Origin of the sequence: Corallococcus sp. CA047B, from assembly GCF_003612065.1 — a bacterium.
GTDB lineage: Bacteria > Myxococcota > Myxococcia > Myxococcales > Myxococcaceae > Corallococcus > Corallococcus praedator.
Genome location: NZ_RAWD01000130.1, coordinates 1 through 24617 on the forward strand (window position 1 = coordinate 1; position 24617 = coordinate 24617).

The 24617-nt window shown below is 70.0% G+C and carries 22 protein-coding genes; 15 read left to right on the forward strand and 7 right to left on the reverse strand.

Annotation, left to right across the window (positions count from 1 at the left end):
• Positions 1 to 389 precede the first annotated feature (389 nt).
• The 4 genes from D7X74_RS20640 (at position 390) to D7X74_RS20655 (ending at position 5721) form a co-directional block, all read left to right on the forward strand.
• Positions 390 to 851, forward strand: coding sequence for a hypothetical protein (locus D7X74_RS20640; protein WP_120534699.1), 462 nt, complete (start codon positions 390 to 392; stop codon positions 849 to 851).
• Between the two features lie 73 nt (positions 852 to 924).
• A complete protein-coding gene (locus D7X74_RS20645; protein WP_120534700.1) occupies positions 925 to 2352 on the forward strand; it encodes a HAMP domain-containing sensor histidine kinase in 1428 nt (475 codons plus the stop codon).
• Positions 2349 to 3710, forward strand: a complete 1362-nt coding sequence (locus D7X74_RS20650) for a sigma-54 dependent transcriptional regulator (protein ID WP_120534701.1) — start codon at positions 2349 to 2351, stop codon at positions 3708 to 3710. The genes D7X74_RS20645 and D7X74_RS20650 overlap by 4 nt, the downstream gene beginning before the upstream one ends.
• 283 nt (positions 3711 to 3993) lie before the next feature.
• Positions 3994 to 5721: a L,D-transpeptidase family protein gene (locus D7X74_RS20655; protein WP_233602179.1), complete on the forward strand. Its 1728-nt coding sequence runs from the start codon at positions 3994 to 3996 to the stop codon at positions 5719 to 5721.
• Between the two features lie 9 nt (positions 5722 to 5730).
• On the opposite strand, the gene D7X74_RS20660 is transcribed toward D7X74_RS20655, so the two are convergent.
• The 3 genes from D7X74_RS20660 to D7X74_RS20670 are packed head-to-tail and all read right to left on the reverse strand — an operon-like array spanning position 5731 to position 7605.
• Positions 5731 to 6147 carry a secondary thiamine-phosphate synthase enzyme YjbQ gene (locus D7X74_RS20660; RefSeq protein ID WP_120534703.1) on the reverse strand — a complete coding sequence of 139 codons (417 nt, stop codon included), beginning with the start codon at positions 6145 to 6147 and terminating at the stop codon, positions 5731 to 5733.
• A 19-nt stretch (positions 6148 to 6166) separates the two neighbouring features.
• A complete protein-coding gene (locus D7X74_RS20665; protein ID WP_120534704.1) occupies positions 6167 to 6901 on the reverse strand; it encodes an alpha/beta hydrolase in 735 nt (244 codons plus the stop codon).
• Positions 6898 to 7605 carry a peptidylprolyl isomerase gene (locus D7X74_RS20670; RefSeq protein ID WP_233602180.1) on the reverse strand — a complete coding sequence of 236 codons (708 nt, stop codon included), beginning with the start codon at positions 7603 to 7605 and terminating at the stop codon, positions 6898 to 6900. The genes D7X74_RS20665 and D7X74_RS20670 overlap by 4 nt, the downstream gene beginning before the upstream one ends.
• A 75-nt stretch (positions 7606 to 7680) precedes the next feature.
• Between D7X74_RS20670 and speD the strand changes: the two genes are divergently transcribed.
• Genes speD through D7X74_RS20700 form a run of 7 tightly spaced genes read left to right on the forward strand, consistent with a single transcriptional unit; the run spans position 7681 to position 14795 of the window.
• Complete coding sequence (speD, locus tag D7X74_RS20675; protein WP_120534705.1) at positions 7681 to 8031, forward strand: adenosylmethionine decarboxylase; 351 nt, start codon at positions 7681 to 7683, stop codon at positions 8029 to 8031.
• Positions 8028 to 9941 (forward strand): DUF4178 domain-containing protein, encoded by a 1914-nt coding sequence (locus tag D7X74_RS20680; protein WP_120534706.1) that lies wholly within the window; start codon positions 8028 to 8030, stop codon positions 9939 to 9941. The genes speD and D7X74_RS20680 overlap by 4 nt, the downstream gene beginning before the upstream one ends.
• Before the next feature lie 35 nt (positions 9942 to 9976).
• A complete protein-coding gene (locus D7X74_RS43680) occupies positions 9977 to 10138 on the forward strand; it encodes a hypothetical protein (RefSeq protein ID WP_199741862.1) in 162 nt (53 codons plus the stop codon).
• Positions 10138 to 10365, forward strand: coding sequence for a DUF350 domain-containing protein (locus tag D7X74_RS20685; RefSeq protein WP_120534707.1), 228 nt, complete (start codon positions 10138 to 10140; stop codon positions 10363 to 10365). Before D7X74_RS43680 ends, D7X74_RS20685 begins: the two co-directional genes overlap by 1 nt.
• A 13-nt stretch (positions 10366 to 10378) precedes the next feature.
• Positions 10379 to 11875: a polyamine aminopropyltransferase gene (locus tag D7X74_RS20690; protein ID WP_120534708.1), complete on the forward strand. Its 1497-nt coding sequence runs from the start codon at positions 10379 to 10381 to the stop codon at positions 11873 to 11875.
• Positions 11857 to 13500, forward strand: coding sequence for an FAD-dependent oxidoreductase (locus D7X74_RS20695; protein ID WP_120534709.1), 1644 nt, complete (start codon positions 11857 to 11859; stop codon positions 13498 to 13500). The genes D7X74_RS20690 and D7X74_RS20695 overlap by 19 nt, the downstream gene beginning before the upstream one ends.
• Positions 13501 to 13526: 26 nt before the next feature.
• Positions 13527 to 14795: a low specificity L-threonine aldolase gene (locus D7X74_RS20700; protein ID WP_120534718.1), complete on the forward strand. Its 1269-nt coding sequence runs from the start codon at positions 13527 to 13529 to the stop codon at positions 14793 to 14795.
• An 80-nt stretch (positions 14796 to 14875) separates the two neighbouring features.
• Here the strand turns inward: D7X74_RS20700 and D7X74_RS20705 are convergent, their stop codons facing one another.
• Both D7X74_RS20705 and D7X74_RS20710 read right to left on the reverse strand, forming a co-directional pair.
• Positions 14876 to 15307: a cupin domain-containing protein gene (locus D7X74_RS20705; protein ID WP_158622267.1), complete on the reverse strand. Its 432-nt coding sequence runs from the start codon at positions 15305 to 15307 to the stop codon at positions 14876 to 14878.
• 339 nt (positions 15308 to 15646) lie between these two features.
• Positions 15647 to 16063 carry a helix-turn-helix domain-containing protein gene (locus tag D7X74_RS20710; RefSeq protein ID WP_120534711.1) on the reverse strand — a complete coding sequence of 139 codons (417 nt, stop codon included), beginning with the start codon at positions 16061 to 16063 and terminating at the stop codon, positions 15647 to 15649.
• Between the two features lie 96 nt (positions 16064 to 16159).
• On the opposite strand from D7X74_RS20710, the gene D7X74_RS20715 reads away from it, so the two are divergent.
• From D7X74_RS20715 to D7X74_RS20725, 3 genes are all read left to right on the forward strand, one after another.
• On the forward strand, positions 16160 to 17200 hold the full coding sequence (locus D7X74_RS20715) for an NAD-dependent epimerase/dehydratase family protein (protein WP_120534712.1): 1041 nt from the start codon (positions 16160 to 16162) through the stop codon (positions 17198 to 17200).
• A 137-nt stretch (positions 17201 to 17337) separates the two neighbouring features.
• A complete protein-coding gene (locus D7X74_RS20720; protein ID WP_120534713.1) occupies positions 17338 to 18480 on the forward strand; it encodes a hypothetical protein in 1143 nt (380 codons plus the stop codon).
• Between the two features lie 12 nt (positions 18481 to 18492).
• Positions 18493 to 20664, forward strand: coding sequence for a bifunctional alpha,alpha-trehalose-phosphate synthase (UDP-forming)/trehalose-phosphatase (locus D7X74_RS20725; protein WP_120534714.1), 2172 nt, complete (start codon positions 18493 to 18495; stop codon positions 20662 to 20664).
• Between the two features lie 72 nt (positions 20665 to 20736).
• Here D7X74_RS20725 and D7X74_RS20730 read toward each other — a convergent pair whose 3' ends face one another.
• Positions 20737 to 21309 (reverse strand): hypothetical protein, encoded by a 573-nt coding sequence (locus D7X74_RS20730; RefSeq protein WP_120534715.1) that lies wholly within the window; start codon positions 21307 to 21309, stop codon positions 20737 to 20739.
• 404 nt (positions 21310 to 21713) lie between these two features.
• On the opposite strand from D7X74_RS20730, the gene D7X74_RS20735 reads away from it, so the two are divergent.
• Positions 21714 to 22841, forward strand: a complete 1128-nt coding sequence (locus D7X74_RS20735) for a hypothetical protein (RefSeq protein ID WP_147444247.1) — start codon at positions 21714 to 21716, stop codon at positions 22839 to 22841.
• A 16-nt stretch (positions 22842 to 22857) separates the two neighbouring features.
• Here D7X74_RS20735 and D7X74_RS20740 read toward each other — a convergent pair.
• The coding region (locus D7X74_RS20740) for a hypothetical protein (RefSeq protein WP_120534719.1) at positions 22858 to 24617 on the reverse strand (1760 nt) is incomplete at its 5' end.

The window sequence follows — 24617 nt, forward strand, 5'->3', positions numbered from 1 at the left end:
GGCGAACGCGGTGGAGGCGGCGAACAGGGCGGCGACGATGACGGTCTTCATGGATGGCTCCGGGGAACGACACGCCGACGCGGGATTGCATCGGTTGTTGTGCGCTGACCCAAGAGCACCCGCCGTGCCAGTCCCTGTTTTGAGCAACTTCGCGGGTTTCCCGGGGTGGGAGCGGATCCGCCATGGGGAGAATCTCCTCAGTTGCGATTGCAACAATGGGTGCAAGCTCCCCAGGCAGGCTGCCGGTGCTTTGACGGCACCAACGCTCTTCTGCAAGCTGTGACGCGCTCTGCCTTCCCGAGCGTCAGGCGCCGGGACCCTGTATGAGCATGTTGCCCGGCGGTCCTCGTCACGCATGTCGCGCGGCCAGGGGTCGGGAGAGATGGCGTATGCGGTACCTGCTGGTCGCATGGAGCACGGCGTGGCTGGGCCTGGGATGCGCCGCGACCATCCCGCCCGAGCGCCTGCAGGCCCAGGTGCTGGAGACGGAGCGCTGGCAGCGCGAGTACCAGTCCGAGCGCGAGCGCACCGAGGTGCTGGCGACGAAGCTGGCGGCGCTGGAGTCCGCGTTGGAGGAGCTGGCGCAGGAGCGGGCGGAGGCGGAGCAGGCGCGAGCGGAGGCCGAGCAGGGCCGTTCGACGGCGGTGGATGAGCTGGCGCGGCTGGAGACGGAGCGCCACGCGCTGGAAGAGCACAACGCGCAGTTGCTGGCGCGGCAGCGCGAGCTGGCGGCGCTGCACGAGGAGTTGTCGGACGTGTGGTACGAATCCGCGCTGGAGCGCGCGCGGCGCCGCACCCAGCCGCCCCTGCCGGGCGAGACGGCCACCGAGGCCACCCGGCCGGTGCCGTGACGTTTCCGGAGCAGCCCCGTCGTTGTCCGGGGCGCCTTCTTCATCAGAGTCTTCAAGGAGCGTGGGCGTGGCGATGAACTCGCGGACCCCCATCCGTGGCTACCGCGCGGGTTTCTTCTTCGTGGTGATGCTGTTGTCGGCCGTCACGGGCTTCATGCTCTGGACGGAGGTGCGCACCGGCCATCAGGTGGACGCGCTGGTGCTGGAGGCGCTGGAGCGCGCGAGCCTCATCGGGCGCATCCGCGTGGACGTGATGTCGCTGGAGTCCGCCATCGAGGCGCACGTGCGCTCCACGGGCGACGCCGAGCGCAAGGAAGCCGACGCGGTGATGGAGGACATCCTGGGCAGCATCCGCCGGGCCTCCGAGGCGTACATGCGCCACCTGCCGCCCGGGGAGAAGGAGGTCTGGCTGCGCTTCAACGGCGCGTGCCAGGGCCTGGCGGATCAGGTGCGCGCGGCGGCGGTGTTCTCCCGGCAGCGCGAGGCGGAGCGCGCCCGGCGCCACCTGGTGGAGAGCATCCGTCCGCTGGCGGCGGAGGTGGACACGCTCGCGGGGCAGCTCGCCACGGAGAACGCGGACGATGCGCGCGTGCTCGTGGGCCGGTTGGGGACGCTCCGGGTGCGCAACACGGCGCTGGGCGCGGGCACCACGCTGCTGGCCATCCTCCTGTCGACGCTGGTGGGCTGGCACATCATCCGACTGCTCAAGCGCCAGGACGCGACCATCCAGGGGCAGTTCGAGGAGCTGGGGCGGCACAACCAGGAGCTGGATGCCTTCACCAGCCGCGTGGCGCATGACCTGATGGGGCCGCTGTCCCCGCTCAAGGGCTACCTGACGCTCATCCGGCGCTCGGGCGCGGTGAAGGACCCGGGCGCGCTGGAGATGATCTCCCAGTGCGAATCCAGCGCGGTGCGCATGGGCGAATTGATTGAAGCGCTGCTGCGCTTCTGCCGCGCGGGCAACCGGGGCGATGGCACGAAGGGCGAACTGGACACGGCGGTGAGCACGCTGCTGTTGGAGGTGAGCCAGACGGCGTCGGCGCTGGGCGTGGCGTTGGAGCGCGAGCTGGAGCCGGGCGTGCTGGTGGACTGTCCCGCGCAGCTGCTCCAGGTGGTGGCGCGCAACCTCTTGTCCAACGCGGTGAAGTACACGGCGGGGCGGCCGGATCCGCGCGTGAAGGTGCGGGTGGCGACGGAAGGGACGGACGCGGTGGTGGAGGTGACGGACAACGGGCTGGGGATGAGCGCGGCGACGCAAGCGTCGCTGTTCCAGCCGTTCTTCCGGGCCGCGGAGGTGCGCGGCATTCCGGGGCATGGCCTGGGACTGGCCACCACCCGGCGCGTGGTGGAGGCGCACGGAGGCACGCTCACGGTGCATTCAGAAGAAGGCAAGGGCACGCGGATCCACGTCCGGTTCGCACGAGCAGCGCGCACGGCGGCGCCGCTTGTGGTGGAGTCCGGCGCCCAACGGGACCCCACCTCCATCCGCAAGGCCTCATGAGCTCAGCCCGAATCCTCGTCGTGGATGATGACCCGCATGCGCGGGACCTGTTGCAGCGCCTGCTGGGCGTGCTGGGCCCGGTGGTGCAGGCGGCGGACCCGAAGGGCGCGGCGGAGCGGATGGGCGAGCAGGCCTTCGACCTGGTCCTCACGGACATGGCGATGCCGGACCCCGGCGACGGGCTCAAGGTGCTCCAGACGGTGCGCTCGAACCTGCCGGACACGCCGGTCATCGTGGTGACGGCGTTCGGCAACATCGAGGGCGCGCTGGACAGCATCCAGCAGGGCGCCTTCGACTACCTGTCCAAGCCCTTCGACGTGGACGCCATCATGCGGGTGGCGAAGCGGGCGTTGGAGCAGAAGCGGCTGGTGGAGGAGAACCGCACGCTGCGCAAGCAGGTGGAGCGCACGTCGCTGGTGGGCCGCAGCCAGGCGTTGCTGGAGGTCTACAAGCAGGTGGCGAGAGCTGCGACCAGCAACGTGCCGGTGCTGATTACCGGTGAGACGGGCACGGGCAAGGAGATGGTGGCGCGGGCGCTGCACAAGCGCTCGGCGCGCTCCAGCGGGCCGTTCATCCCCATCGACTGTGGCGCCATCACCGAATCGCTGATGGAGAGCGAGCTGTTCGGCCATGCGAAGGGCAGCTTCACGGGCGCGTCGGGCGCGCGGCGCGGCCTGTTCGAGGAGGCCAACGGCGGCACGCTCTTCCTGGATGAGATTGGCGACGTGGGGATGAAGGTCCAGTCGCAGCTCTTGCGCGTGCTCCAGGAGGGGGAGATCCGTCGCGTGGGCGAGAGCGTCCCGGTGAAGGTGGACGTGCGGGTGCTGGCGGCGACGAACAAGGATTTGAAGGTCCGGGTGACGGATGGGTTGTTCCGCGAGGACCTCCTGTACCGGCTGGACGTGGTGCACCTGCACCTGCCGCCGCTGCGCGAGCGGCGCGAGGACATCCCGGCGCTGGTGGAGCACTTCGCGGCGCTGCACGCGCGGGGAGGGGTGCGGCCGGTGGTGACGGCGGACGCGATGGCGCGGCTCACGGTGTACGACTGGCCGGGCAATGTGCGGCAGTTGGAGAACGTGATGGCGCGGGCGCTCGCGCTGAATGTCACGGGCGTGCTGGGGCCGCCGGACTTCCCGGAGCCCATCGGTGACGCGCCCAAGCGGCTCACCGGCCTCGCGGGCGACTTGCCGAGCCTCGCGGAGCTGTCGCGGCGGTACGCGGCGCACGTGCTCCAGCACGTGGGTGGCAACAAGAGCGAGGCGGCGCGGCTGTTGGCCGTGGACCGCAAGACGCTCTACAAGTTGCTGGAGACGCCCGAAGCGCCGGAGGGCATTCCTCCCGCCGAGGGACGGAGCTGATCCACGCGTCGTCCGAGGACGGCGGGGCGCGCTTTCCACCGGTCGTGGCAATGGCCGCTGCGAGCGCACGCCCTGCCCACCCACGCGGTTTCGCGCGCAGGAGATCGCACCTGGGCCGACGTTGAGGATGTCGGCGGGGACCCGTACCGTAGCGGCCTGTATGCGCCGCTGGTTCCCCCTCGGACTCCCCCTGATTCTCTTCGCGTGCGCTCCGGTGGAGCCGCCCGCTTCTCTCTCTCCAGCGGATGCGGGCAGTGCGCGTGCCGTGACGGAGCTGGCGTCCGTGGCCTCGTCGCCCGATGCCGAACCTCGACCGGCGCAGTCCGCTGAGGCGCTGCGCTCCGCGTGGCAGGCCACCACGCCGGAGCCGTCCGAGGATGGCGGCGTGGCGCATGCCACGGCCTCGGCGCTGATCGAACCCTCGGAGCTTTCGGAGGACGGTGGCGCGAGTGGCGCGCTGTCGCTGGAGCCTTCGCTCTCGCAGACCCCGTCCCGTGGTTCGAACTCCGAGGCCTTGCCGGGCGAGGAGGAAACGCAGCTCATCACCGAGTCCGAGGTCCCCGTGCTGGAACTGGGACCCGATGGCGAACCGTTGCTCGATGCCGATGACTTCGCCCAGGAGCCTGTTCCCCCCGTCGCCGTGGAACCCTTGCCGGGGAGCACACCCGTCGCGGACGTAGGCTCAGGGACGAACGGAACGCCGCCTGCCCTGGATCCGGACTCCGACGATGCCCCCGTTCCGGACGAACCCCTCGCGGTCCTCGACGCGGGCATGGAGCCCTACGCCATTCCCTACGCGCCGGATGCGGGCTCGCTGCGCGTGCGCCGTTCCATCGCGGTGCGCTCGGAGCCCCGGCAGGACTCTCCGCCCCTGGGCACCGTCGCCCAGGACATGCGCGTGACCTGGCAGGAGGGCGCGATGCGCGGGCCCGACTGCGAGACGTGGGTGCACCTTCAGCCCCGAGGCTGGGTGTGCGAGCGCTACCTGGAACAGAACTTCCGCGAGCCCCGCGTGCGCACGCTGCCGCGCGTGGAAGAGGGCGCGCTCACGCCCGGCATCTACGCTCGCGTCGTGGGCCGCCGCGTGCGCGCCTATCCCAGCCTCGCGCTCGCCCGCAGGCGCAAGCAGGGCGTGCTGCTCAAGGGCTCCGTGACCGTGAAGCTCCAGGGACAGGTCAAGGTGGGCCGGCGCACCTTCTGGCGCACGTCGGACGGCCAGTACTTCGAAGCGCGCGTGCTGCGCGAACACCGTCCCTCCGACTTCAGCGGCCTGGACGCGGAAGCGCTCGCGTCGCTGCCCATGCCCTTCGCTTGGGCCCAGTCCCGCGGCGCTCCCCGCTCGGACGTGGTGGTGCGCGTGGCCCCGGACTCCCACGCCGACCGTGAGACGGTGCTCCCTCCCCGCACGCTCGTGTCCGTGCGCGAACTGTCCCCGGATGGCCAGTGGGTGCGCATCGCGGAGGACCACTGGGTGGCTCGCGATGATCTGCACGTCGCGTGGTCGCTGGCGTCCCCGTCCATCGTGGAGCCCGGCGCGCGGTGGCTGGACGTGGACCTGGAGTCCCAGGTGCTCATCGCCTACGAGGGCGACCGTCCCGTCTACGCCACGCTCATCTCCTCCGGCAGCCCCGGCACCGACACCCCCGAGGGCCTGTTCCGCATCTGGGTGAAGTTCGCCGAAGCCGACATGACGGGCAGCATGGGCAACGCCAGCTATCGCGTCGCCACCGTGCCGTGGACCATGTTCTTCGAAGGCGACTTCGCGCTGCACACCGCCTACTGGCACGACCGTTTCGGTGAGCCGGTGAGCCACGGCTGCATCAACCTGGCCCCGAAGGACGCGCGCGTCCTCTACGGGTGGACCACCCCCGACGTGCCCACCGGTTGGTCCATGGCCCACGCGATGCCGGACGACCCGGGCACCTGGGTGCGCATCCGGGGACAGGCCCGCGTCCAGCCGAAGAAGCGCCGAGGCGGCGCGCCCGTGGTCGCCACCGTCAGCGACCTGTGAGCCCGCGGCTCAACCGCCCAGCACGGACACGGTGACGCGGCGGTGGTGCGGCGACGTGCGGTGCTCCCAGACGTAGACGGCCTGCCACGTGCCCAGGTTTGCCTCGCCGTCCTTCACCGGGATGCTCAAGGTCACCTGCGTCAGCACCGAGCGCACGTGCGCGGGCATGTCGTCCGGCCCTTCCGCGTCGTGCTGGAACAACGGGTCGCCGTCCTTCACCAGCCGGGAGAAGAACGCCTCCAGGTCGCGCTGGACGACGGGGTCCGCGTTCTCGCTGATGATGAGCGACGCGCTCGTGTGGTGAAGGAACAGCGTGCACAGGCCGTCGCGGACGCCCGTGCCCTTCACCGCCCGCTGCACCTCGTCGGTGATGTCCACGAGGCCCCGGCCCCGCGTGGACACCGTCAGCTCCTTCGCCTGATACACGCGTCCTCCGTCCAGCGGGTCAGCGTCCGTCCAGCCGCTTCACGAGGAACGCGGCCAGCTGCTCCAGCTCCTCGGTGGTGAGCGTGTGCCCGCCGTCGAAAGGTAGGAACTCCACCGGCATCCCCGCCTGGGTCAGCAGGTCGCGCAGGCGCTCGCCTTCCTGGAAGGGCAGTACCGCATCCTGCCGGCCATGCCCCTGGAACACCGGCAGGGCCGACCGCGCGCGGGCCTTGGGCTTCCACTCCTCTTGCGCGACCACCGCGCCGGACAGCAGGCACAGGCCGGCGGGGGACTCCTCCAGCCGCAGCGCCACGTCCGTGGACACCATCGCGCCCTGGCTGAAGCCGCCCAGCACGATGCGGCCAAAGGGCTGCTGGAGCGCCGCCACCGTGCTCATCAGCGCACGGCGCGCGGCGGGCATCCCCGGGGGCACCTCGCGGGCGAACTGCTCCCAGTCCCGCTGCTGCCCCATCAACACCGACTCCGGCAGCGCGAACCACGCTCTCCCCTGCGGCATGCCCAGGTTCTCCAGCGACAGCGGCGCCTCCGGGAACACGAAGCGCGCGGCCTCCGCCAGCCTGGGCGCGGCGGTCACCAGCTCCGGCGCCAGGCTCACCAGGTCCGTGCCGGAGGCGCCGAAGCCGTGGCTGAGCACAACGACCAGGTCCGGCTTCGCGCCCTCCGGGAGCGCGTCCACCACGACGCAGTTCAGCTCGCCCAGCTTCGTGCGCACCGCGCGCGGACGGACGCTCACGGCTGCGCGTCGCTGATGGTGATGTGCTGGATGACCACGTCCGCGTCGGGCCGGTCCTGGCGGTTGCGCGGCACGTTGCCAATCTTCTCCACCACCTCGTAGCCCTTCACCACCTCACCGAAGATGGTGTGCCGGCCGTTCAGGTTCGACGGCGTGCTGGTGGTGATGAAGAACTGGCTGCCGTTGGTGCCCGGGCCCGCGTTGGCCATGGCCAGGATGCCCGGCTTGTCGAAGCCGCGCATGCTCTTGAACTCGTCGTCGAAGCGGTAGCCCGGGTCGCCCCGGCCGGTGCCCGTGGGGTCGCCGCCCTGGATCATGAAGCCCGGGATGACGCGGTGGAAGATGGCGCCGTCGTACAGCGGCTTGCCCTCCACGCGCTCGCGCGTCTTGGGGCTGATCCACGGCTGCTCGCCGGTCGCGAGCCCCACGAAGTTGGACACCGTCTTGGGCGCGTCCTTGGAGAAGAGCTTCAGGACGATGGTGCCCTGGTTCGTCTCCAGGGTGGCCCAGAGGTCCTGGCCCTCCAGCGCCTTCTTCTGGAAGCCCTTCGCGGAGGCCGCGTCCGTCTGCAGGCTCACCGTGCGGGTGGCCGCCGCGGAGTTGGAGGGGGTCGGGGATGCCTTGCCGCCTTCGGACTCCTTGTCCTTGGAGCACGCGGTCAGGGCGAGGCAGAGGAAACCAACGGTCAGGAATGGGGTGCGCATGGCGGGCGCATCCTAGCGGCTTTCGACATGGCCACGGCGTGCTAAAGAGTGCGTCCATCCCCGGAGGTTTCCCCTGTGACAACCGGACAGGAATGGCTGGTTGACGCGAGCGGCTGCGCGCCGGAGCGGCTCAAGGACGCGCCCGCGTTGGCGGCCCTCTTCGAGGAGCTTGTCGTCGTCCTGGACCTGAAGGTCGTGGGCCAGCCCCAGTGGCACGTCTTCCCGGAGCCCGGGGGCATCACCGGCCTGGCGCTGCTGGCCGAAAGCCACCTGACCGTCCATACCTTTCCGGAGCACGGCTTCGCCGCGCTCAACGTCTATTGCTGCCGCACCCGCGCGCGTCCGGACTTCGACGCGCTGGTGGCCCGCCACCTGGGGGCCACGTCGTGCCGCGTGCGTGAGTTGTCGAGAGGGGTGGAGGCGTGACGCAGGGGGCGTGTCCGTCGTGTGGGGCGAGCGTGGAGTTCACCGCCGGGTCGGCGCAGGTGGTGGTGTGCGGCCACTGTCAGACCGTGGTGGCGCGCGCTGGCGCGGAGCTGGAGGCGCACGGCCAGGTGGCCCGCGTCGTGGAGACCGACTCCCCGCTGCGCCTGGGCCTGGAGGGGCGCATCAACGGCACCTCGTACCAGCTCGTGGGCCACCTCCAGAAGGACCACGGCGCCGGCCCCTGGGACGAGTGGTACGTGGAGATGTCCGACGGCCGCACGGGCTGGCTCAGCGAGTCCGAGGGCGCCTTCCACCTGCTCTTCGATGGCGGCGTGGAGGAGGGCCTGCAACTGGACTCCCTCCACCCGGGCGAGCGCCTGCGGCTGCGCAACCGTCCCCTGGTGGTGGAGGAGCGGGGCCACGGGCACGTCACCGCCGCGGAGGGCCAGCTCCCCAGCGACGTCGATCCCTCCCAGGACTCCTGGTACGTGGACGCCACGGGCCCCCGGGGCCTGTTCGTGTCGCTGGACTTCGGCTCGCGCGACCGCGACCCGGAGGTGTTCCTGGGCCAGAAGCTGGAGCTGTCGCAGCTGGGCATCCCGGCCGGGGACCTGCGACCGCGCGTGCGCAAGGCGCAGCTGCAGCAGGCGCGCTGCACCAACTGCAACGGTCCGCTGGAGCTGCGCGCGCCGGACCAGACGCTGCGCGTGGCGTGCCCGTACTGCGGCGCGCTGATGGACGCGAGCCAGGGCAAGCTGTCGTTCCTCAAGCTGCTCCAGAAGCCGGAGCTTCCCGCGGACATCCCCCTGGGCGCGAAGGGCACGCTCGACGGGGCGGAGTGGATCTGCATCGGCTACCAGGAGCGCTCGTGCACGGTGGAGGGCACGCGCTACCCGTGGCTGGAGTACCTGCTCTACCACCCGGCGCGCGGCTTCACGTGGCTGATGGAGTCCAACGGCCACTGGGTGTTCCTCAAGCCGCTGGCGGCCGGTGACGCGGAGGTCGTCCCGCATGTCTCCGCGCACTACGAAGGCCGGCGCTACAAGGCCTTCCAGTCCGTCCAGGCCGTCACCGACGCGGTGGTGGGCGAGTTCTACTGGAAGGTGACCCGGGGCGAGACGGCCCAGGCGACCGAGTACGTCGCGCCGCCATACTCCGTGAACGAGGACGCCACCGACAACGAGGTCTCCTACACCCACGGCGAGTACCTGACGCCGGAGCAGGTGCGGGACGCGTTCAAGTTGAAGGATCCGCTGCCCCGTCCCCGGGGCATCGCGCCCAGCCAGCCCAACACGCGCCGCCAGGCGCTGTGGAGGACGTTGAAGTGGACGGGCGTCTGGCTGCTGGGCCTGTTCGCGCTGTCGGCCTTGCTCCACGCGCGGGCGCTGAACGCGCAGGTGCTGGACCTCCAGGTGCGGGTGGCCCCGGATGCGGTGTCGGGCACGCCTGGCGCCATGCACTTCAGCGAACCGTTCGAGCTCACCCGCGATGGCAACATCCGGGCGGAGGTGGCCATGTCCACCACGCTCGACAACTCGTGGGTGGGCGTTCAGGGCGACCTGGTGAACCAGGACACGCAGGAAGTGGTGAGCTTCTACGAGGAGATCAGCTACTACCACGGGCGCGACAGCGACGGCTCCTGGAGCGAGGGCGGCAACCACGGCAGCGTGTTCCTGTCCACGGTGCCCAAGGGGACGTACGTGCTGCGCACCACCACGTCGTTCGACCCGGCGATGAAGTTCAAGTCGAACCTGCAAGGCGTGGGCTACCGGGTGCAGCTGACGCACGACACGCCGAACGAGAGCTGGTTCGGCATCGCGCTGGTGCTGCTGCTCTTGGGGCCGGGGCTGTCGTTCATCAGCGCCCACGGCTTCGAGACCGAGCGCTGGAAGGAAAGCAACCTGCAGTAGGGCTCCCTTCAAGGGGAGCACGGTGGAGGTGGACGATGAGGTTCCTGGGTGGGTTCGTGCTGCTGGCCTATGCGTGGGCGACCTATACGGGCTGGGCTCCTTTCAGCAACGAGGAGCGCGGGAAGGTGACAGGCGATGTGCGGCGCGGCCCCGGCGGCGTGCTGCTGTGGACCGGTGGATTCATGGGAGGCAAGTGATGCTGCTGCTCGGAGTGGTGGTCACCCTGCAGGGAGTGCTGGCGAGCGTCATCTATTCGCTCATCGGTCTGGTGGTGTTCGTGGCCGGCTTCTACGTCATCCGCCTCATCCTCCCGTACGACGTGCACAAGGAGATCGAGGTCGACCAGAACACGGCGCTGGGCATCGTCATCGGCTCCTTCATCCTGGGCCTGGCCATCATCATCGCGGCGGCCATCGGCGGCTGAACGACGTGACGCTTTGAACAAGACGCTGCTGTTTCTCACCGTCCTCGTCATCGCGACGTGTGGGCTCATCTACGAGCTCATCGTCGGGACGCTCGCCAGCTACCTGCTGGGGGACAGCATCACCCAGTTCTCCACCGTCATCGGCGGCTACCTGTTCGCCATGGGCATCGGCAGCTACCTGTCGCGCTTCGTGGAGCGCGGGGTGGCCCAACGCTTCGTCGAAATCGAGCTGGCCGTGGCGCTCGTCGGCGGCCTGTGCGCGCCGATGCTGTTCCTCTCCTTCACGCTCACCAGCATCTTCCCCGTCATCCTCTACGGCAGCGTGCTGGCCATAGGCACGCTGGTGGGGCTGGAGATTCCGCTGCTCCTGCGCATCCTGCAGGACCAGCTCAAGTTCAAGGACCTGGTCAGCCAGGTGCTGACGTTCGACTACCTGGGCGCGCTGGCCGCCAGCGTGGCCTTCCCGCTGCTGCTCGTGCCCAAGCTGGGGCTGGTGCGCACGTCGCTGCTCTTCGGCCTGTTGAACGCGGCCGTGGGCCTGTGGAGCACGTGGCTGCTCGCTCCGGTGCTGGCCAACCCCGTGCGCCTGCGCATCAAGGCGGTGCTCCTGTGCATGGGGCTGCTCGTGTGCTTCGCGATGGGGGACCGGCTCACCACCTTCTACGAGGACCAGCTCTACGCGGACGACGTGGTGCACGCGACCAGCTCCCCGTATCAGCGCATCATCGTCACGCGCGGCAAGCGGGGCTTCTCGCTGTTCCTCAACGGCAACCTCCAGTTCGCCAGCATCGACGAGTACCGCTACCACGAGCCCCTGGTGCACCCGGCCATGGGACGGGCCCGGAAGCTGGAACACGTGCTGATTCTGGGCGGCGGGGACGGGCTCGCGGCGCGCGAGGTGCTGCGCTACCCGGAGGTGAAGTCCGTCACGCTGGTGGACCTGGACCCCGCCATCACGCAGCTCGCCACGGGCTACAAGGAACTGGCGGAGCTCAACGGGCATTCGCTCACGCACCCGAAGATGCGCGTCATCAACACGGACGCGATGCAGTTCCTCACCGAGGGCACCGGCACCTACGACGTGGTGGTGGTGGACTTCCCGGACCCCAACAACTTCGCGCTGGGGAAGCTGTACACGACGGGCTTCTACAAAATCCTGAAGAAGCGCCTGTCGCCGGGCGGGGTGGCGGTCATCCAGAGCACCAGCCCCCTGTTCGCGCGGCGCTCGTTCTGGTGCGTGGAGACGACGCTGAAGGCCGCGGGCTTCTGGACGCAGCCGTACCACTCGCTGGTGCCGTCCTTCGGGGAGTGGGGCTACGTGATGGTGGCGCTGGAGCCGCCCGGCCGGCACCGCCCGCTGCCGGAGGGGCTGTCGTTCCTGGATGAAGACACGCTGGAGGGCATGTCGCGCTTTCCTCCGGACATGGCGCCCCTGCCGGCGGAGGTGAACCGGCTGAACAACCAGGTGCTGGTGCACTACTACGAAGAGGAATGGCGTCGGTGGAACTGACGCGGCGGGAGCTGGTGGCCGCGTTCCTGGGGGCCTCCGTGGCGAGCGCGTGTCAGCGCCAGCAGGCGCCGCGCCCGCCGGTGCCGGGCGCCATCGTGGACCGCGCGGTGGACACCGGCCACAAGCTGCGCGGCGGTCCGCTGCCCCGCGCGGAGGCCTTCGAGTCGGTGGACGTGCTGATTGTCGGCGCGGGCGCGGCGGGGCTGTCCGCCGCGTGGCGTCTGGCCGGCGCGGGCGTGAAGGACGTGCGCGTCGTGGAGCTGGAGGCGGAGGCTGGCGGCACGTCGCGCTCGGGAAGGAACGCCGTGTCCGCGTACCCGTGGGGCGCGCACTACCTGCCGTCGCCCCTGGAGGACCGGGGGCCGGTGATGCGGCTGCTGCGAGAGATGGACGCCGTCACCGGCGTGGACGCGGAGGGCCATCCGTCGTTCGCGGAGGAGCTGCTCATCCAGGAGCCCGACGAGCGGCTCTTCTACCGGGGCCACTGGTACGAGGGGCTGTACCTGCGCGCGGGCGCGAGCGGGAAGGACCTGGAGGAGCTGGAGCGCTTCGATGCGCGGATGAACGCCTTCGCCGCCGCGCGCGATGCGAAGGGGCGCAAGGCCTTCGCGGTGCCCGTGGCGCTCTCCAGCGACGACGCGGAGTGGACGGCGCTGGATGCGCTGAGCATGGCGCGGTGGCTGGAGACGGAGGGCTTCCATTCGCCCCGGCTCAAGTGGTTCGTGGACTACGCGTGCCGCGACGACTACGGCACCACCTCCGAGCACGTCTCCGCCTGGGCGGGCATCTGGTACTTCGCCGCGCGGCAGAACGGCCAGGGCGAGCGCAGCGACGGCTTCCTGTCCTGGCCGGAGGGCAATGGCCGGCTGGTGCGGCAGTTGTCGTCGTCGCTGGGGCCGCGCCAGGTGGAGCCGAACGTGCTGGTGCACACGGTGGAGCCGGGGGAGGGGGGCTGCCGCGTGCATGCGCTGGATGCGCGCACCGGAGCGCCCCGCGCCTTCCAGGCCCGGCAGGTGGTGCTGGCGTGTCCCCGCTTCGTCGCCGCGCACGTGGTGGCGCCGTGGCGCGAGGCCCGGCCCGCGTGGATGGACGCCTTCGTGTACAGCCCGTGGGTGGTGGCGAACCTGACGCTGTCGGGGCCGCCCGCGTCGCGCGGCTTCCCGCTGGCCTGGGACAACGTCCTCTATGAGAGCCAGAGCCTGGGCTACGTGGTGGCCACGCACCAGTCGCTGCGCCAGGACGAGCGCGGGCCCACGGTGCTCACGTGGTACCTGCCCATGGCCGGCGCGGACGTGAAGGCGGAGCGCGACAAGGCCCTCTCCGCCACGTACGCGGACTGGGAGGCGCTGGTGATGGCGGACCTGCTGCCAGCGCATCCGGGCGTGGGCGCGCTCACGCAGCGGCTGGAGGTGCAGCGCTGGGGGCACGCGATGATCCGCCCCGCGCCGGGCTTCCTCTGGGGCAAGGCGCGCGAGGCCGCCGGGGAGAGCCTGGGCCGGCACCTGCACTTCGCGCACACGGACCTGGGAGGCATGGCCCTGTTCGAGGAGGCCAACTGGTTCGGGGTGCGCGCCGCGGAGCGGGCCCTGGCGGGAATGGGGCGGAGCACCGCCAGTTGGTTGTGACCGCCGTTTCGGGAGGGATGGACCCCATGCAGGACAAGCGCTTCAGCCGGTCGGAGTTCCTCGCACTCAGCAGCCTGCTCGCGGGCTCCACGCTGTTCCCGTCGCGGGGCGACGCAGCCCCGGATGGCGGCGTGGCCCCGGTGCGCGCGGCGGGGAGCGCGGCCCCGGCCCGGGCTCCGGCTGGCGGGGTGGCGGTCCCCGCGCAGCCCTCGCAGGCGGAGTTCGAACAGCTTCGGCGCGGCTGCACCGCGTCGCTGACGGCGGGCTCCACGGCGGATGACGGCGCGGAGTACGTGCGCATCGGCGAATGGATGCAGCGCCAGAAGCTCTCCAGCGACGTGTACGGCAACGGCGACTTCGTGCAGGCGTTCGAGAAGCGCATCGCGGACCTGCTCGGCTTCGAGGACGCGTGCTTCATGCCCACCGGCACCATGGGCCAGCTCATCGCGCTGCGCATCTACGCGGACTCAAGCGGCGTGCGGACCGTGGGCGTGCACCCGTCGTCGCACCACGTGATGCACGAGGACGACAGCTACGCGGTGCTGCACCAGCTGCGCGCCGTGTACCTGGGTCCGTGGACGCGGCCGTTGCAGGCGGAGGACGTGGCCCAGGCGAAGGAGGCGATTGGCACCGTCAGCCTGGAGCTGCCGGTGCGGTGGCTGGGCGGACAGCTTCCGACGTGGGAGCAGCTCGCCGCGCTCAAGCGCACCTGCCGCGAGCGCAAGGTGAAGCTGCACATGGACGGCGCGCGGCTGTGGGAGAGCCAGCCCTTCTACGGCCGCTCCTACGCGGACATCTGCAAGGGCTTCGACTCCGTCTACGTGTCCTTCTACAAGATGGTGGGCGGCATTGGCGGCGCGATGCTGGTGGGCAACCGCGACTTCATCCGCGAGTCGCGCGTGTGGCGCCACCGGCACGGCGGCAACCTGTACCAGCTGGCGCCCTACGTGGCCTCCGCCGCCATGCGCCTGGACCCGGCGCTGGCCGCCATCCCCGGCTACGTGCAGCGCGCGAAGGCCGTCACCACGCTGCTGGCGGCGGACCCGCGCGTCACCGTGCTGCCGCAGCCCGTGCAGACGAACATGTTCCACGTGTTCCTGCGCGGCACGCCCGGAGCGTACAGCCGCCAGCGCGACCGCATCGCGCGCGAGGACAAGGTCTGGGTGGCGGGGGGCTTCGGACAGACGCGCGTGCCCGGCGTCGTGTCCACGGAGCTCCAGGTGGGCGAGGGGCTCGGGCGCATCAGCGACGCCGACGCGGCCCGGGCCTTCCTGCGCCTGCTCGAAGCGAGCTGAGCGACCCGGGGACAGGCCGGTGTCCAAAGGCAGACACCGGCCGGACTGAAACAGAGACACCGTGTGTCAGGCAGGGTGCGTCAGGCTGCCTTCTTGACGCTGAACTGCGGCTCCTGCTGCTGCTCGTTCAGGAAGAACTCGGAGTCCAGCAGCATCCCGATGCCGCCCTTGTCGTTGTAGAAGGCGATGGGGCCGTGCGCGGTGAAGTGGACCTGCGACTCCTCCAGCGCGGTGGTGGCGGGGTGCTCCGCGCCCAGCGGCTCGAACTCGTAGTCGCCCGGACGGGTGATGCCCATGCGGTCCTGCGTCGAGCCGGAGAGGATGAAGATTTCGGCCGGTCCCAGGTGACGGTGCGGCGCGAACACCGCGCCCTTCTCCATCTTGAGGATGGCGCTCCACACGCCCGTCTCCGCGCTCACGCGCAGCAGGCGGTAGGAGGTTCCGGGACCCAGCGGCTTCCACTCCAGATCCGCGGTGTGCACCAGGACATCCATCATCGTCTTTCCGGACATGACACCCTCCACGGTCAGCACTGCCTGTGTGTCGTTGTCCATGATAACGCCCAACATGGAAATCCTTGCAAGTTTGTCTCACGCACAAGGTAGTCGCGTTAGACACGTTGCCCTCTGGCCATGCCGTGCAGCGGAAGATTCCACGGCAACTGTTCACACAGGACGCTCAGGGTCGCATTTTCTGATCAGACAGAACGCAGGGTGGGGTGCGGACCCGCGTGGAAACCCGCATGAGGGGCGATGTGTCACCCCTGTTCTTGAGACACCCGCCGCGAACCCGGAGGCTGCTCGCCTGCACTTCCAGGCGAAGTTGTCGGTGTTCGGCATGCGCGGGGAAATCTAGGCGGGCTCTTCCTCCGCCAATGCGTCGTCCTGAGCCGAAGCCGCGGCGGCCTTCGCGTCGTAGGCCCTGCGCGCCGCCTCCACCTGTTCGCGGCGCGCGAGCGCCCAGTGGGCCAGGGCGTTGAGCGGCGTCAGCACGTCGCGGCCCATCTCCGTGAGCGCGTAGTCCACCCGGGGAGGGATGGTGGGCGTCACGGTGCGCGTGAGATAGCCGTCGCGCTCCAGCCCGCGCAGCGTGGCCGTCAGCATCTTCTGGGACACCGTGCCGATGGTCCGGCGCAGCTCGCTGAAGCGCAGGCTGCCGTCCGCCAGCAGGACGATGACCAGCACCGACCACTTGTCACCGACGCGGCCAAGGACGTTTCCGACCGAGCGGCAGACGTCGGAGGGGAGGTCGAGGTTACCGAGTTTCATCCAGGTGCCTTCTTGAAGTGCGCAGCGGTTCCCAACATATACCCACTCTCCTTTTGAAACCTGCTCTCCAAGGGGTAGGACGAGGTGGGTCAAGTCATGGGTGAGGCGCCGAAGAACGACGTGGTGCTGGTGACGGGAGGGTCCGGGTACCTGGGGGGTTGGACGGTCGTCGCCCTGTTGAAGCAGGGCTACCGGGTCCGGACGACGGTGCGGAGCCTGGGGCGGGAGGCGGAGATCCGGGCTGATGTCGCCACGCAGGTGGACGCGGGGGACCGGCTCTCCTTCTTCGCCGCGAACCTGCTGGCGGACGAGGGCTGGGAGCGGGCGGCGGACGGCGCGCGGTACATCCTTCACGTCGCCTCCCCCATGGGCGTGGGTGAGTACAAGGCGCAGGACCTCATCCGCCCGGCGCGCGAGGGCACGCTGCGGGTATTGAAGGCGGGCGCGAAGGCGGGCGTGGAGCGGGTGGTGATGACGTCCTCGCTCCAGGCCGCGTTGCCGCCGGCGAACCCCGCGGAGGATGCGCCCGCGACGGATGAGACCGTCTGGACCGACCTGGGCTCCCGGGACGCGACCCACTACACGCAGGCGAAGACCCTGGCGGAGCAGGACGCCTGGGCCTTCATGCGACAGGGCCACGCTGGCGCCATGACGCTGGCCACCGTGCTGCCTTCCTTCATCCAGGGACCGATGCTGGGCCGGGACGTCTCCGGCTCGCTGGAGGTGGTGGCGCGGATGCTGCGGGGGGAGCTGTCGCGCCTGCCCCGGCTGGGCTTCACCGTCGTGGACGTCCGGGACCTGGCGGACCTCCACCTGAAGGCGATGATCGCGCCCGGCGCCGGGGGCGAGCGCTTCGCGGGAAGCAGCGGCTTCCTGTGGCTGACGGACATGGCCCGCGTGCTGCGCGAACACCTGGGCGAGCGGGCCTCCAGGGTGTCGACGCGGACGGCGCCGGACTTCCTGGTGCGCATCGGTGCGCTGTTCGACGCGGAGCTCCGTCAGCTCACGCCCAACCTGGGCCTGCGGCGGACCTTCAGCACCGCGAAGGCCGAACGGATGCTGGGCTGGCGGGCGCGCCCCGCGACGGAGGCGTTGATCGCCAGCGCGGAGTCCCTGGTGCGCCAGGGCCTGGTGTGAGGCCCCTGTCCAGGTGGGACGCGGACGGGAAGGCTCCCGCGCGTCCGTGATTCAGCCGGGCCTGGGCCCGCCGGTGAAACGAACGCGCGTCGGGCGTGTCTTCGTCAGGGGGCGGAGGTTGCTATCCTCCCGGCCCGATGCCCCGTCTCCTCGCGCCCACGCAGGCCTGGCTGTTCGGCCCGTCCGTGGACCTCTCCGTGTTCGCCGGCAGTGCGCTCGCGTCCATCGCGTTCGTGCTGGCCGCGCCGTGGCTGGGCGCGGTGGGGGACACGCCGGCGTGGGCGTGGCTGTTGTTCGTGGTGGGCGTGGACGTGGCGCACGTCTGGTCCACGCTGTTTCGCACCTATCTGGACGGCGAGGAGGTGGGGCGCCGTCCGGGGCTCTACGTGGGCGTGCCGCTCGCCGCGTACGCGGTGGGCGTGCTCGCGTACACCGCGTCCCCGGGCGCGTTCTGGCGCGTGTTCGCCTACGTGGCGCTGTTCCACTTCATCCGCCAGCAGTACGGCTGGGTGGCGCTCTACGACCGCAAGGGGCGCGCCTCCACCTTCGAGCGGCGCCTGGATGCGGCGGCCGTCTACGCCGCGACGCTGGGCCCCGTCATCTGGTGGCACGCGAACCTGCCGCGGGCCTTCTGGTGGTTCGTGGAGAACGACTTCCTCGCGGGCCTGCCGACGTGGGCGGGCACGGTGGCGCTGGGCGCGCACGCGGCGGTGCTGGGCACGTGGGCCGTGGACCAGGGCCTGCGCGTCGCGCGGGGCGAAGGGGTGCAGGCGGGCAAGGTGTTGCTGGTGGTGGCGACGTGGGCCGTGTGGTTCGGCGGCATCGTGCTGGCGCAGGACGACTTCGCCTTCACGGTGATGAACGTGGTGCTGCACGGCGTGCCGTACTTCGCGCTGCTGTACCGCTATGCGCGCGGCCGTCACGCGGAAGGGGGCTTCGGCGGGATGGGCGTCCTGTTGCGCGCGGGGCTGCCCGGCTTCCTGCTGTTCCTGGGCGTGCTGGCGCTGCTGGAGGAGGGGCTCTGGGACGTGCTGGTGTGGCACGACCGCCCGGTGCTCTTCGGCGACAACAACCTGGCGCTGGAGTCGGACCTGATGGCGCTGGTGGTGCCGCTGCTGGCGCTGCCCCAGGCCACGCACTATGTGCTCGACGCGTTCGTGTGGAAGGCCGGCCGGGAACCCGCGCTGCTGAACAGGTTGGGCTGGGGGCGGGGCAGCCAGGGTCCGGCAACCGTCAGCCAGGCACCCCGGGCGGTAGCCATTCCAGACGTGGGTGAATAGAGCATAAGGGCCATGGCCCGACTCCTGCTCGTCTCGAACCGTCTCCCCGTCACCGTCAAGGTGGAGAAGGACAGCGTCTCCGTGGGGCGCAGCCCCGGGGGGCTCGCCACCGGCCTGAGCCGTCCGCACGAGCGCTCCGGAGGCCCCTGGATTGGCTGGCCCGGAGATGTCTCCCGGCTGACGGACGCCCAGCGCACGAAGGTGGAGGCGCAGTTGGCGGAGCTCAACTGCGTGCCGCTGTACCTGTCCGCCAGCGAGGTCAGCCGTTTCTACGAGGGCTATTCCAACCGCGTCCTCTGGCCGCTGTGCCACTACATGCTGGACCGCATCCCCCGGCAGGACCGGGACTGGGATGCGTACCGCAAGGCGAACGAGCGCTTCGCCGACCTGGCCGCGAAGCACTACCAGCCGGGCGACACCATCTGGGTGCACGACTACCAGTTGATGCTGGTGCCGGGCATGCTGCGCGAGCGCCTGCCGCACGCGCGCATCGGCTACTTCCACCACATCCCGTTTCCGTCGTCGGAGATCTTCAGCACGCTGCCCCGGCGCACGGAGCTGTTGAAGGGCCTGCTGGGCGCGGACCTCATCGGCTTCCACGCGGTGAGCTACGTGCGGCACTTCTCCGGCATGCTGCTCCGGCAACTGGGGCTGGACACGGACATCGACCGCATCCTCTTCCAGGGGCGCGAGGTGCGCGTGGGCGCGTTCCCCATGGGCATCGATGCCACCTCGTTCGAAACGCTGGCGCAGGATCCCGCGGTGCTGGACGAGGTGAAGGTCCTGCACGAGCGCGCCCACGACGAGCGGCTGCTCTTGGGCATCGACCGGCTGGACTACACCAAGGGCATTCCCCGGCGCCTGCTCGCGGTGCAGCGCGTGCTGGAGCGCTCGCCGGCCCTGCGCGGACGGCTGCGCTTCATCCAGGTCGCCGTCCCCAGCCGCACGCAGGTGCAGGCGTACGCCGAATACCGGGAGACGGTGGATGAGCTGGTGGGCCGCATCAACGGCCAGTACGGCACCGTGCACAGCACGCCGGTGCACTACCTCTACCGGTCGCTCAACGAAAAGCAGCTCGTCAGCCTCTACCGGGGCGCGGACGTGATGCTGGTGACGCCCGTGCGCGACGGCATGAACCTGGTCGCCAAGGAGTTCTGCGCGGCCCGCCCGGACGAGGACGGCGTGCTGGTGCTGAGCGAGTTCGCGGGCGCGGCGTCGGAGATGCGCGACGCGCTGCTCATCAACCCCTACGACGTGGAGGGCATGGCGGACGCCATCGAAGAGGCGCTGGAGATGCCCAGGGCCGAACGCCAGCAGCGCATGCGCTGCCTGCGCGCGGGCGTGAAGGCGCGCGACGTGCACTGGTGGGTGGACAGCTTCCTGGGCCGCCTCCAGGGGTTGAAGTCCGTGGAGGAGCGCCCGCCGCTGCCCGACGGGATGCAGGCGCTGGAGAAGCTCAAGGGCCCCGGGCGCAAGGTGCTGTTCCTGGACTACGACGGCACGCTCGTGGGCTTCGCGCCGACGCCGGGGCAGGCCGCGCCGGACGCGGAGCTGATGAAGCTGCTCAAGGACCTGTGCGCCCGGCCGGACCTGTCCGTGCACCTGGTGAGCGGACGCCCCAAGGAGACGCTGGAGGCGTGGTTCGGCGAGCTGCCCCTGGGCCTGCACGCGGAGCACGGCCTGTGGTCGCGCATGCGGCGGGGACAGTCGTGGCAGGCCCTGCCGGGCGTGTCCTTCGAGTGGAAGTCCCGGGTGAAGCCCGTGCTGGACGCGTTCGCCGGGCGGGTGACGGGCTCGTTCGTGGAGGAGAAGACGGCGTCGCTCGCGTGGCACTACCGCAAGGTGGACGCGGAGTTCGGCGCGCTCCAGGCGCGCGAGCTGCGCCTGCTGCTCTTCGAGCAGTTCTCCCAGGAGCCCATGCACATCCTCCCCGGTGACCGGGTGGTGGAGGTGCGGCCCCGGGGCGTCAACAAGGGCCGCGTCGTGCCGGAGGTGCTGAAGCACGAAGCGCCGGACGTGCGAGTGCTGGCCATGGGGGATGACGTCACCGACGAGGACCTGTTCGCGGCCATCCCCAAGGGCGGCCTCACCATTCACGCGGGCAACAAGCACACGCGCGCGGCGTACCGCACGGAGGGCCCGCAGGAGGTGCGGCGGCTCCTGAAGGCGCTGCTCGGCCAGTAGCGCGGGGCGACAGGAGCGACGCCGCCAGCGACCCCCGCGAGAGGGCCGCCAGCGGCGCGCGCCTGCTTCAGGCTACTGGATGATGGTGACGACCTGCGCCTGGCACGTGGTGGAGTCGACGAAGGTCTGCGCCGTGTCGATGCTGCAGAGGACGCCCTGATTGCCGTAGGCGGTCATGTTGAGGGTGCCCGAGCAGACGGTGCCGCTGACGGTGACGTTGAGCTGCCACAGACACGTCTTCGCGGCGCCGGTCGGATCCGCCGCGTTGGTCGTGTAGTAGTAGGTCTGGGTCACCGGCGTCAGCTGCCCGACGCCCATCTGGAAGACGCCGGAGATGCTGGGCGGCGCGGTGGGGGCCAGCGGGTTGGGCGGCAGGATGTTGGGCGTGCCCGTCAGGGTGTAGCCGGGGAAGGTGTTCACGCCGGTCCAGTTGGCCACGAAGAAGGTGTCGACGGTGGTGCCCGCGAGCGTCGCGGCTCCCTCCAGGCGCCCCGACGGAAGCTGGATCGTCTCCGTCGGACGGAGGCTGACATAGTCGCTGCGGTGGGCGAGCAGGCCGCTGATGTCGTAGTGCTCGGCGAGCGCGACCGAGGGCATGAGGGACAGCAGGGAGGCGGCCAGGAAGCGCTTCACGTTGTTCGTCATGGTCTTGTCCTGTGGTGTCTGGTTTTGGCCGGAGCCAATTCCTTTCTAACAGCGCGCTTGTCTGGAAATCAAATGATAGCTGGCAATTCAGGCAATTCCAGTTCGCATGAAGGATTGCGGCCCGGGTGCGCGGCTACGGGGTTCCCGCCGGGTCGTGGGGATGCGCTGTGATTGACCCACGCTGGCGGCAGCCATGCCCGCCCTGAAGGCCAGGCGGAACCTGAAAGGCTTCCTTGACGGGGTCTGTTTTCTCATCGCACAGTGGTGTCATTGCTCGTACTTCCAAGTGGAGGACACCTGTGCGCGTCTACGAGGAGATGGGGAGGCTCATTCAGGATCGATGGGTCAAGTACAACCATGATGAGGAGGCCTTTCCCGAGCTTGCGGCGCGTGTCCTGCAGGAGATGGCTCCGTACAAGGGCTTCGACCCCATGGTGCCCATCGAATGGTTGTTCAGCACCCGGGCCTTCCCTCGGCAACTGACCGCGCGGTCCGACTTCGGGCAGCCGCCCATCACGGTGTTCTCCGACCACCGGATCGTCATTGATCTCTATTACTGGCTGGATGGCACCACCGAAATCCACCAGCACGGGTTCAGTGGGGCCTTTCAGGTCGTCAAGGGCGGAAGCATCCATGGGCAGTACCGCTGGAATGAGCGACACAGGGTCAACGGCCGTATGGCCTTTGGCGATCTCTCGCTGGAGTCCCTCAACGAGCTGAAGGAGGGGGACGTCCAGCAGATCCTCCCGGGGAATCGTTACATCCATTCCCTCTTCCATCTGGATCGTCCCTCCGTGACGTGCGTCGTGAGGACCCTGCATACCCCCAACGCGGGGGTGCAGTACTCCTACAAGAAGCCCTTTCTGGCCATCGACTCGACCTACGAGGACGTCCAGACCAACAGGATCCTCCAATCACTGACGTTCCTGCGAGACAGCCCCCGTGCGGTCCGCAAGCGCCTGCTGTCGGAGCTGATTGAACGGTCGGACATCCACACCTGCTATCTCCTCTTCAAGCGCTTGCTGGAAATCTACAAGGAGGAGACGGCGCTCGAGGAGTTCTGGGAGGTGGCCATCCGCAGGCATGGCTCGCTCGCCGAGCAGCTCATCCCGGTGTTCCAGGAGCGGATACGCCAGTCGATGCTCGTCAGCAGGCGCGCGCAGGTCAAGACGGAGGAGCACCGGTACTTCCTCGCGCTGCTGCTCAATATCGATGGTGCCGAGTCGCTCCTGGGACTGGTGCGCCAGCGGTACCCGCACGAGGACCCGAGGGAGAAGGTGATGCGCTGGGTCGAGGAGCTGTCGAAGCCCACGGATGAGGTGGGTTCGGGCGATACGCTCGGAATTCCCCTCGATGAGACGGCGCTCATCATCTTCCGGGAGCTGCTGCACGGGCGCTCCGAGGCGGGCGTCATGGGCCGGCTGAAGGAGGTCTATGGGGCGGACGAGACGGAGCGAGAGGCCGCCAGCATCGCCGAGATGGTGTCCGCGCTGCGCGCCTCCCCCGTGTTCCGGCCGCTGTTCGCGCGTTGAGCGGCCTGCACCCACCTCAGGGGGAGGACATCAGCCGGAGGCCATGCTCACGCACCAGCGTGGCCCGCACAGCCTCGGAGACAGCCGTCTCGCGCAGGTCGAGCTCACGAAGGAGGGGAAGCCGGTGGAGCGCGGGCATGCCGGCGTCCGTGACCTTCGTGCGCAGCAGGTACAGCGTGAGCAGGGAGCCCGGGAGGTGAACGAGCGCCTCGTCCCCGACGCGGGTGCCGGCGAGGCTCAACCAGGAGAGCTTCTCGAAGCCCGCGAGCATCTGCACCCCGTTGTCGTTCAGCCAGGTGCCTCCCAGGTCGAGCTTGACGAGGTGGGGGAGCTTCTGGAGCGGTACCAGCCCCGAGCCGCTGATGGGGGTCCCCGAGACCTGGAGTGACTCCAGCTCCCGCAGCTCGGAGAGCTGGCCAAGCCCCAGGTCCGTGAGGAGCGTGCGGATGGCGCGGAGCGACTGGAGCCGGGAAAAGGTCAAAAGGTTGGCCACCCACCCGTCGCTGAATTCGGTCCGGCTCAGATCCAGGTGCCGCAGGACCATGCGCGAGCCGAGCTGCTTCAATGCATCGGGGCCGATGCGCGTGGCACTGAGGTCGAGCCGGGAGAGCCGCCCCAGGGGCTCCAGCGACGCGAGCGACGCGTCCGCCAGCGCGAGGCCCGAGAGCCCGAGGTTCTCGAGCGCCTGATGGCCGGCCAGCGCTGGGAGGCCGCTCCCGGTGACGGTCGTGCGCGACAGCTCCAGGTCGCGCAGGTGGTGGAGGCCTTGCAGGTGGCGCAGCGCCGCGTTCCCGATCTGGGTGTCGTCGAGATGGAGGACCTCCAGCCGTGTGAGCCCGGCAAGGTGACGAACCCCTGGGCCGCGGATGCGCGTCTTGCTGAGCACCAGCACCCGTAGCACCGGCAACCGCGCCAGGTGGACGAGCCCCGCATCCGTCACCCCGGTGCTTCCCAGGTGGAGCGCTTCCAGCATGGGCAGCCCCCCGATGTGCGCCAGGCCTGGGTCCGAGACGGCCGTCCGCGCCAGGCCCAGCCAGCTCAGGGCCGGCATTCTTTTCAGGGCGCCAAGGCCGGCATTCGTGACGTGGGTGCCGCTCAGGACGAGCGTGCGCAAGCGGTCCCCGGGCAGGGACGCAAGGACCGTGTCATCGACCGTGGTGTCCGAGAGATCCAGCCACTCCAGCTCCGTCTGTGCCGCGAGCAGGCCGAGCCCCTGCGGACTCACCGACGTGCCGCTGAGCGAGAGCCGGCGCAGCGTCGTCAGCGAGGCGAGGAGAACCAGCCCCCGGTCGGACACCGCGGTGGCATCCAGCCGCAGGATGGCCAGGTGTGGCATTCCCTGGAGAGAGGCGAGCCCCGCATCGGTGACCCGTGTCCCGTCGAGGTGCAGGGCCTTCAACCGTGCCGCGTTCCTCAGGGCGGCGAGGTGCTCATCGCCGAACGCGGTCTCGGAGAGATGGAGCGATACGACGGAGGTGCCCTCGACGAGGAGCGCGAGCAGGGCCGGGGCGGGGAGGCCTTTCTCCCCGAAGGAGAGACCGGGGACGCGGTATTCGCGCAGCACGGCGGCCAGCGCCTGCGCTTGGTCCGGTGTCCTCACGGGCTCCAGGGGCTCGGCGTACCAGTCTCCGTCGGGAAGCGGTTGGGGGGCGGCATCACCTGTCGGCAGCAGACCCCACGGGGAGGACGTCCCGTCCGGCAGGAGCCGGTACGCCTGGAGGGAGGGACGTGCGGGGGCCACGACCGCGGGAGCCGGAGGCGCGGTCGGGCGGGGTG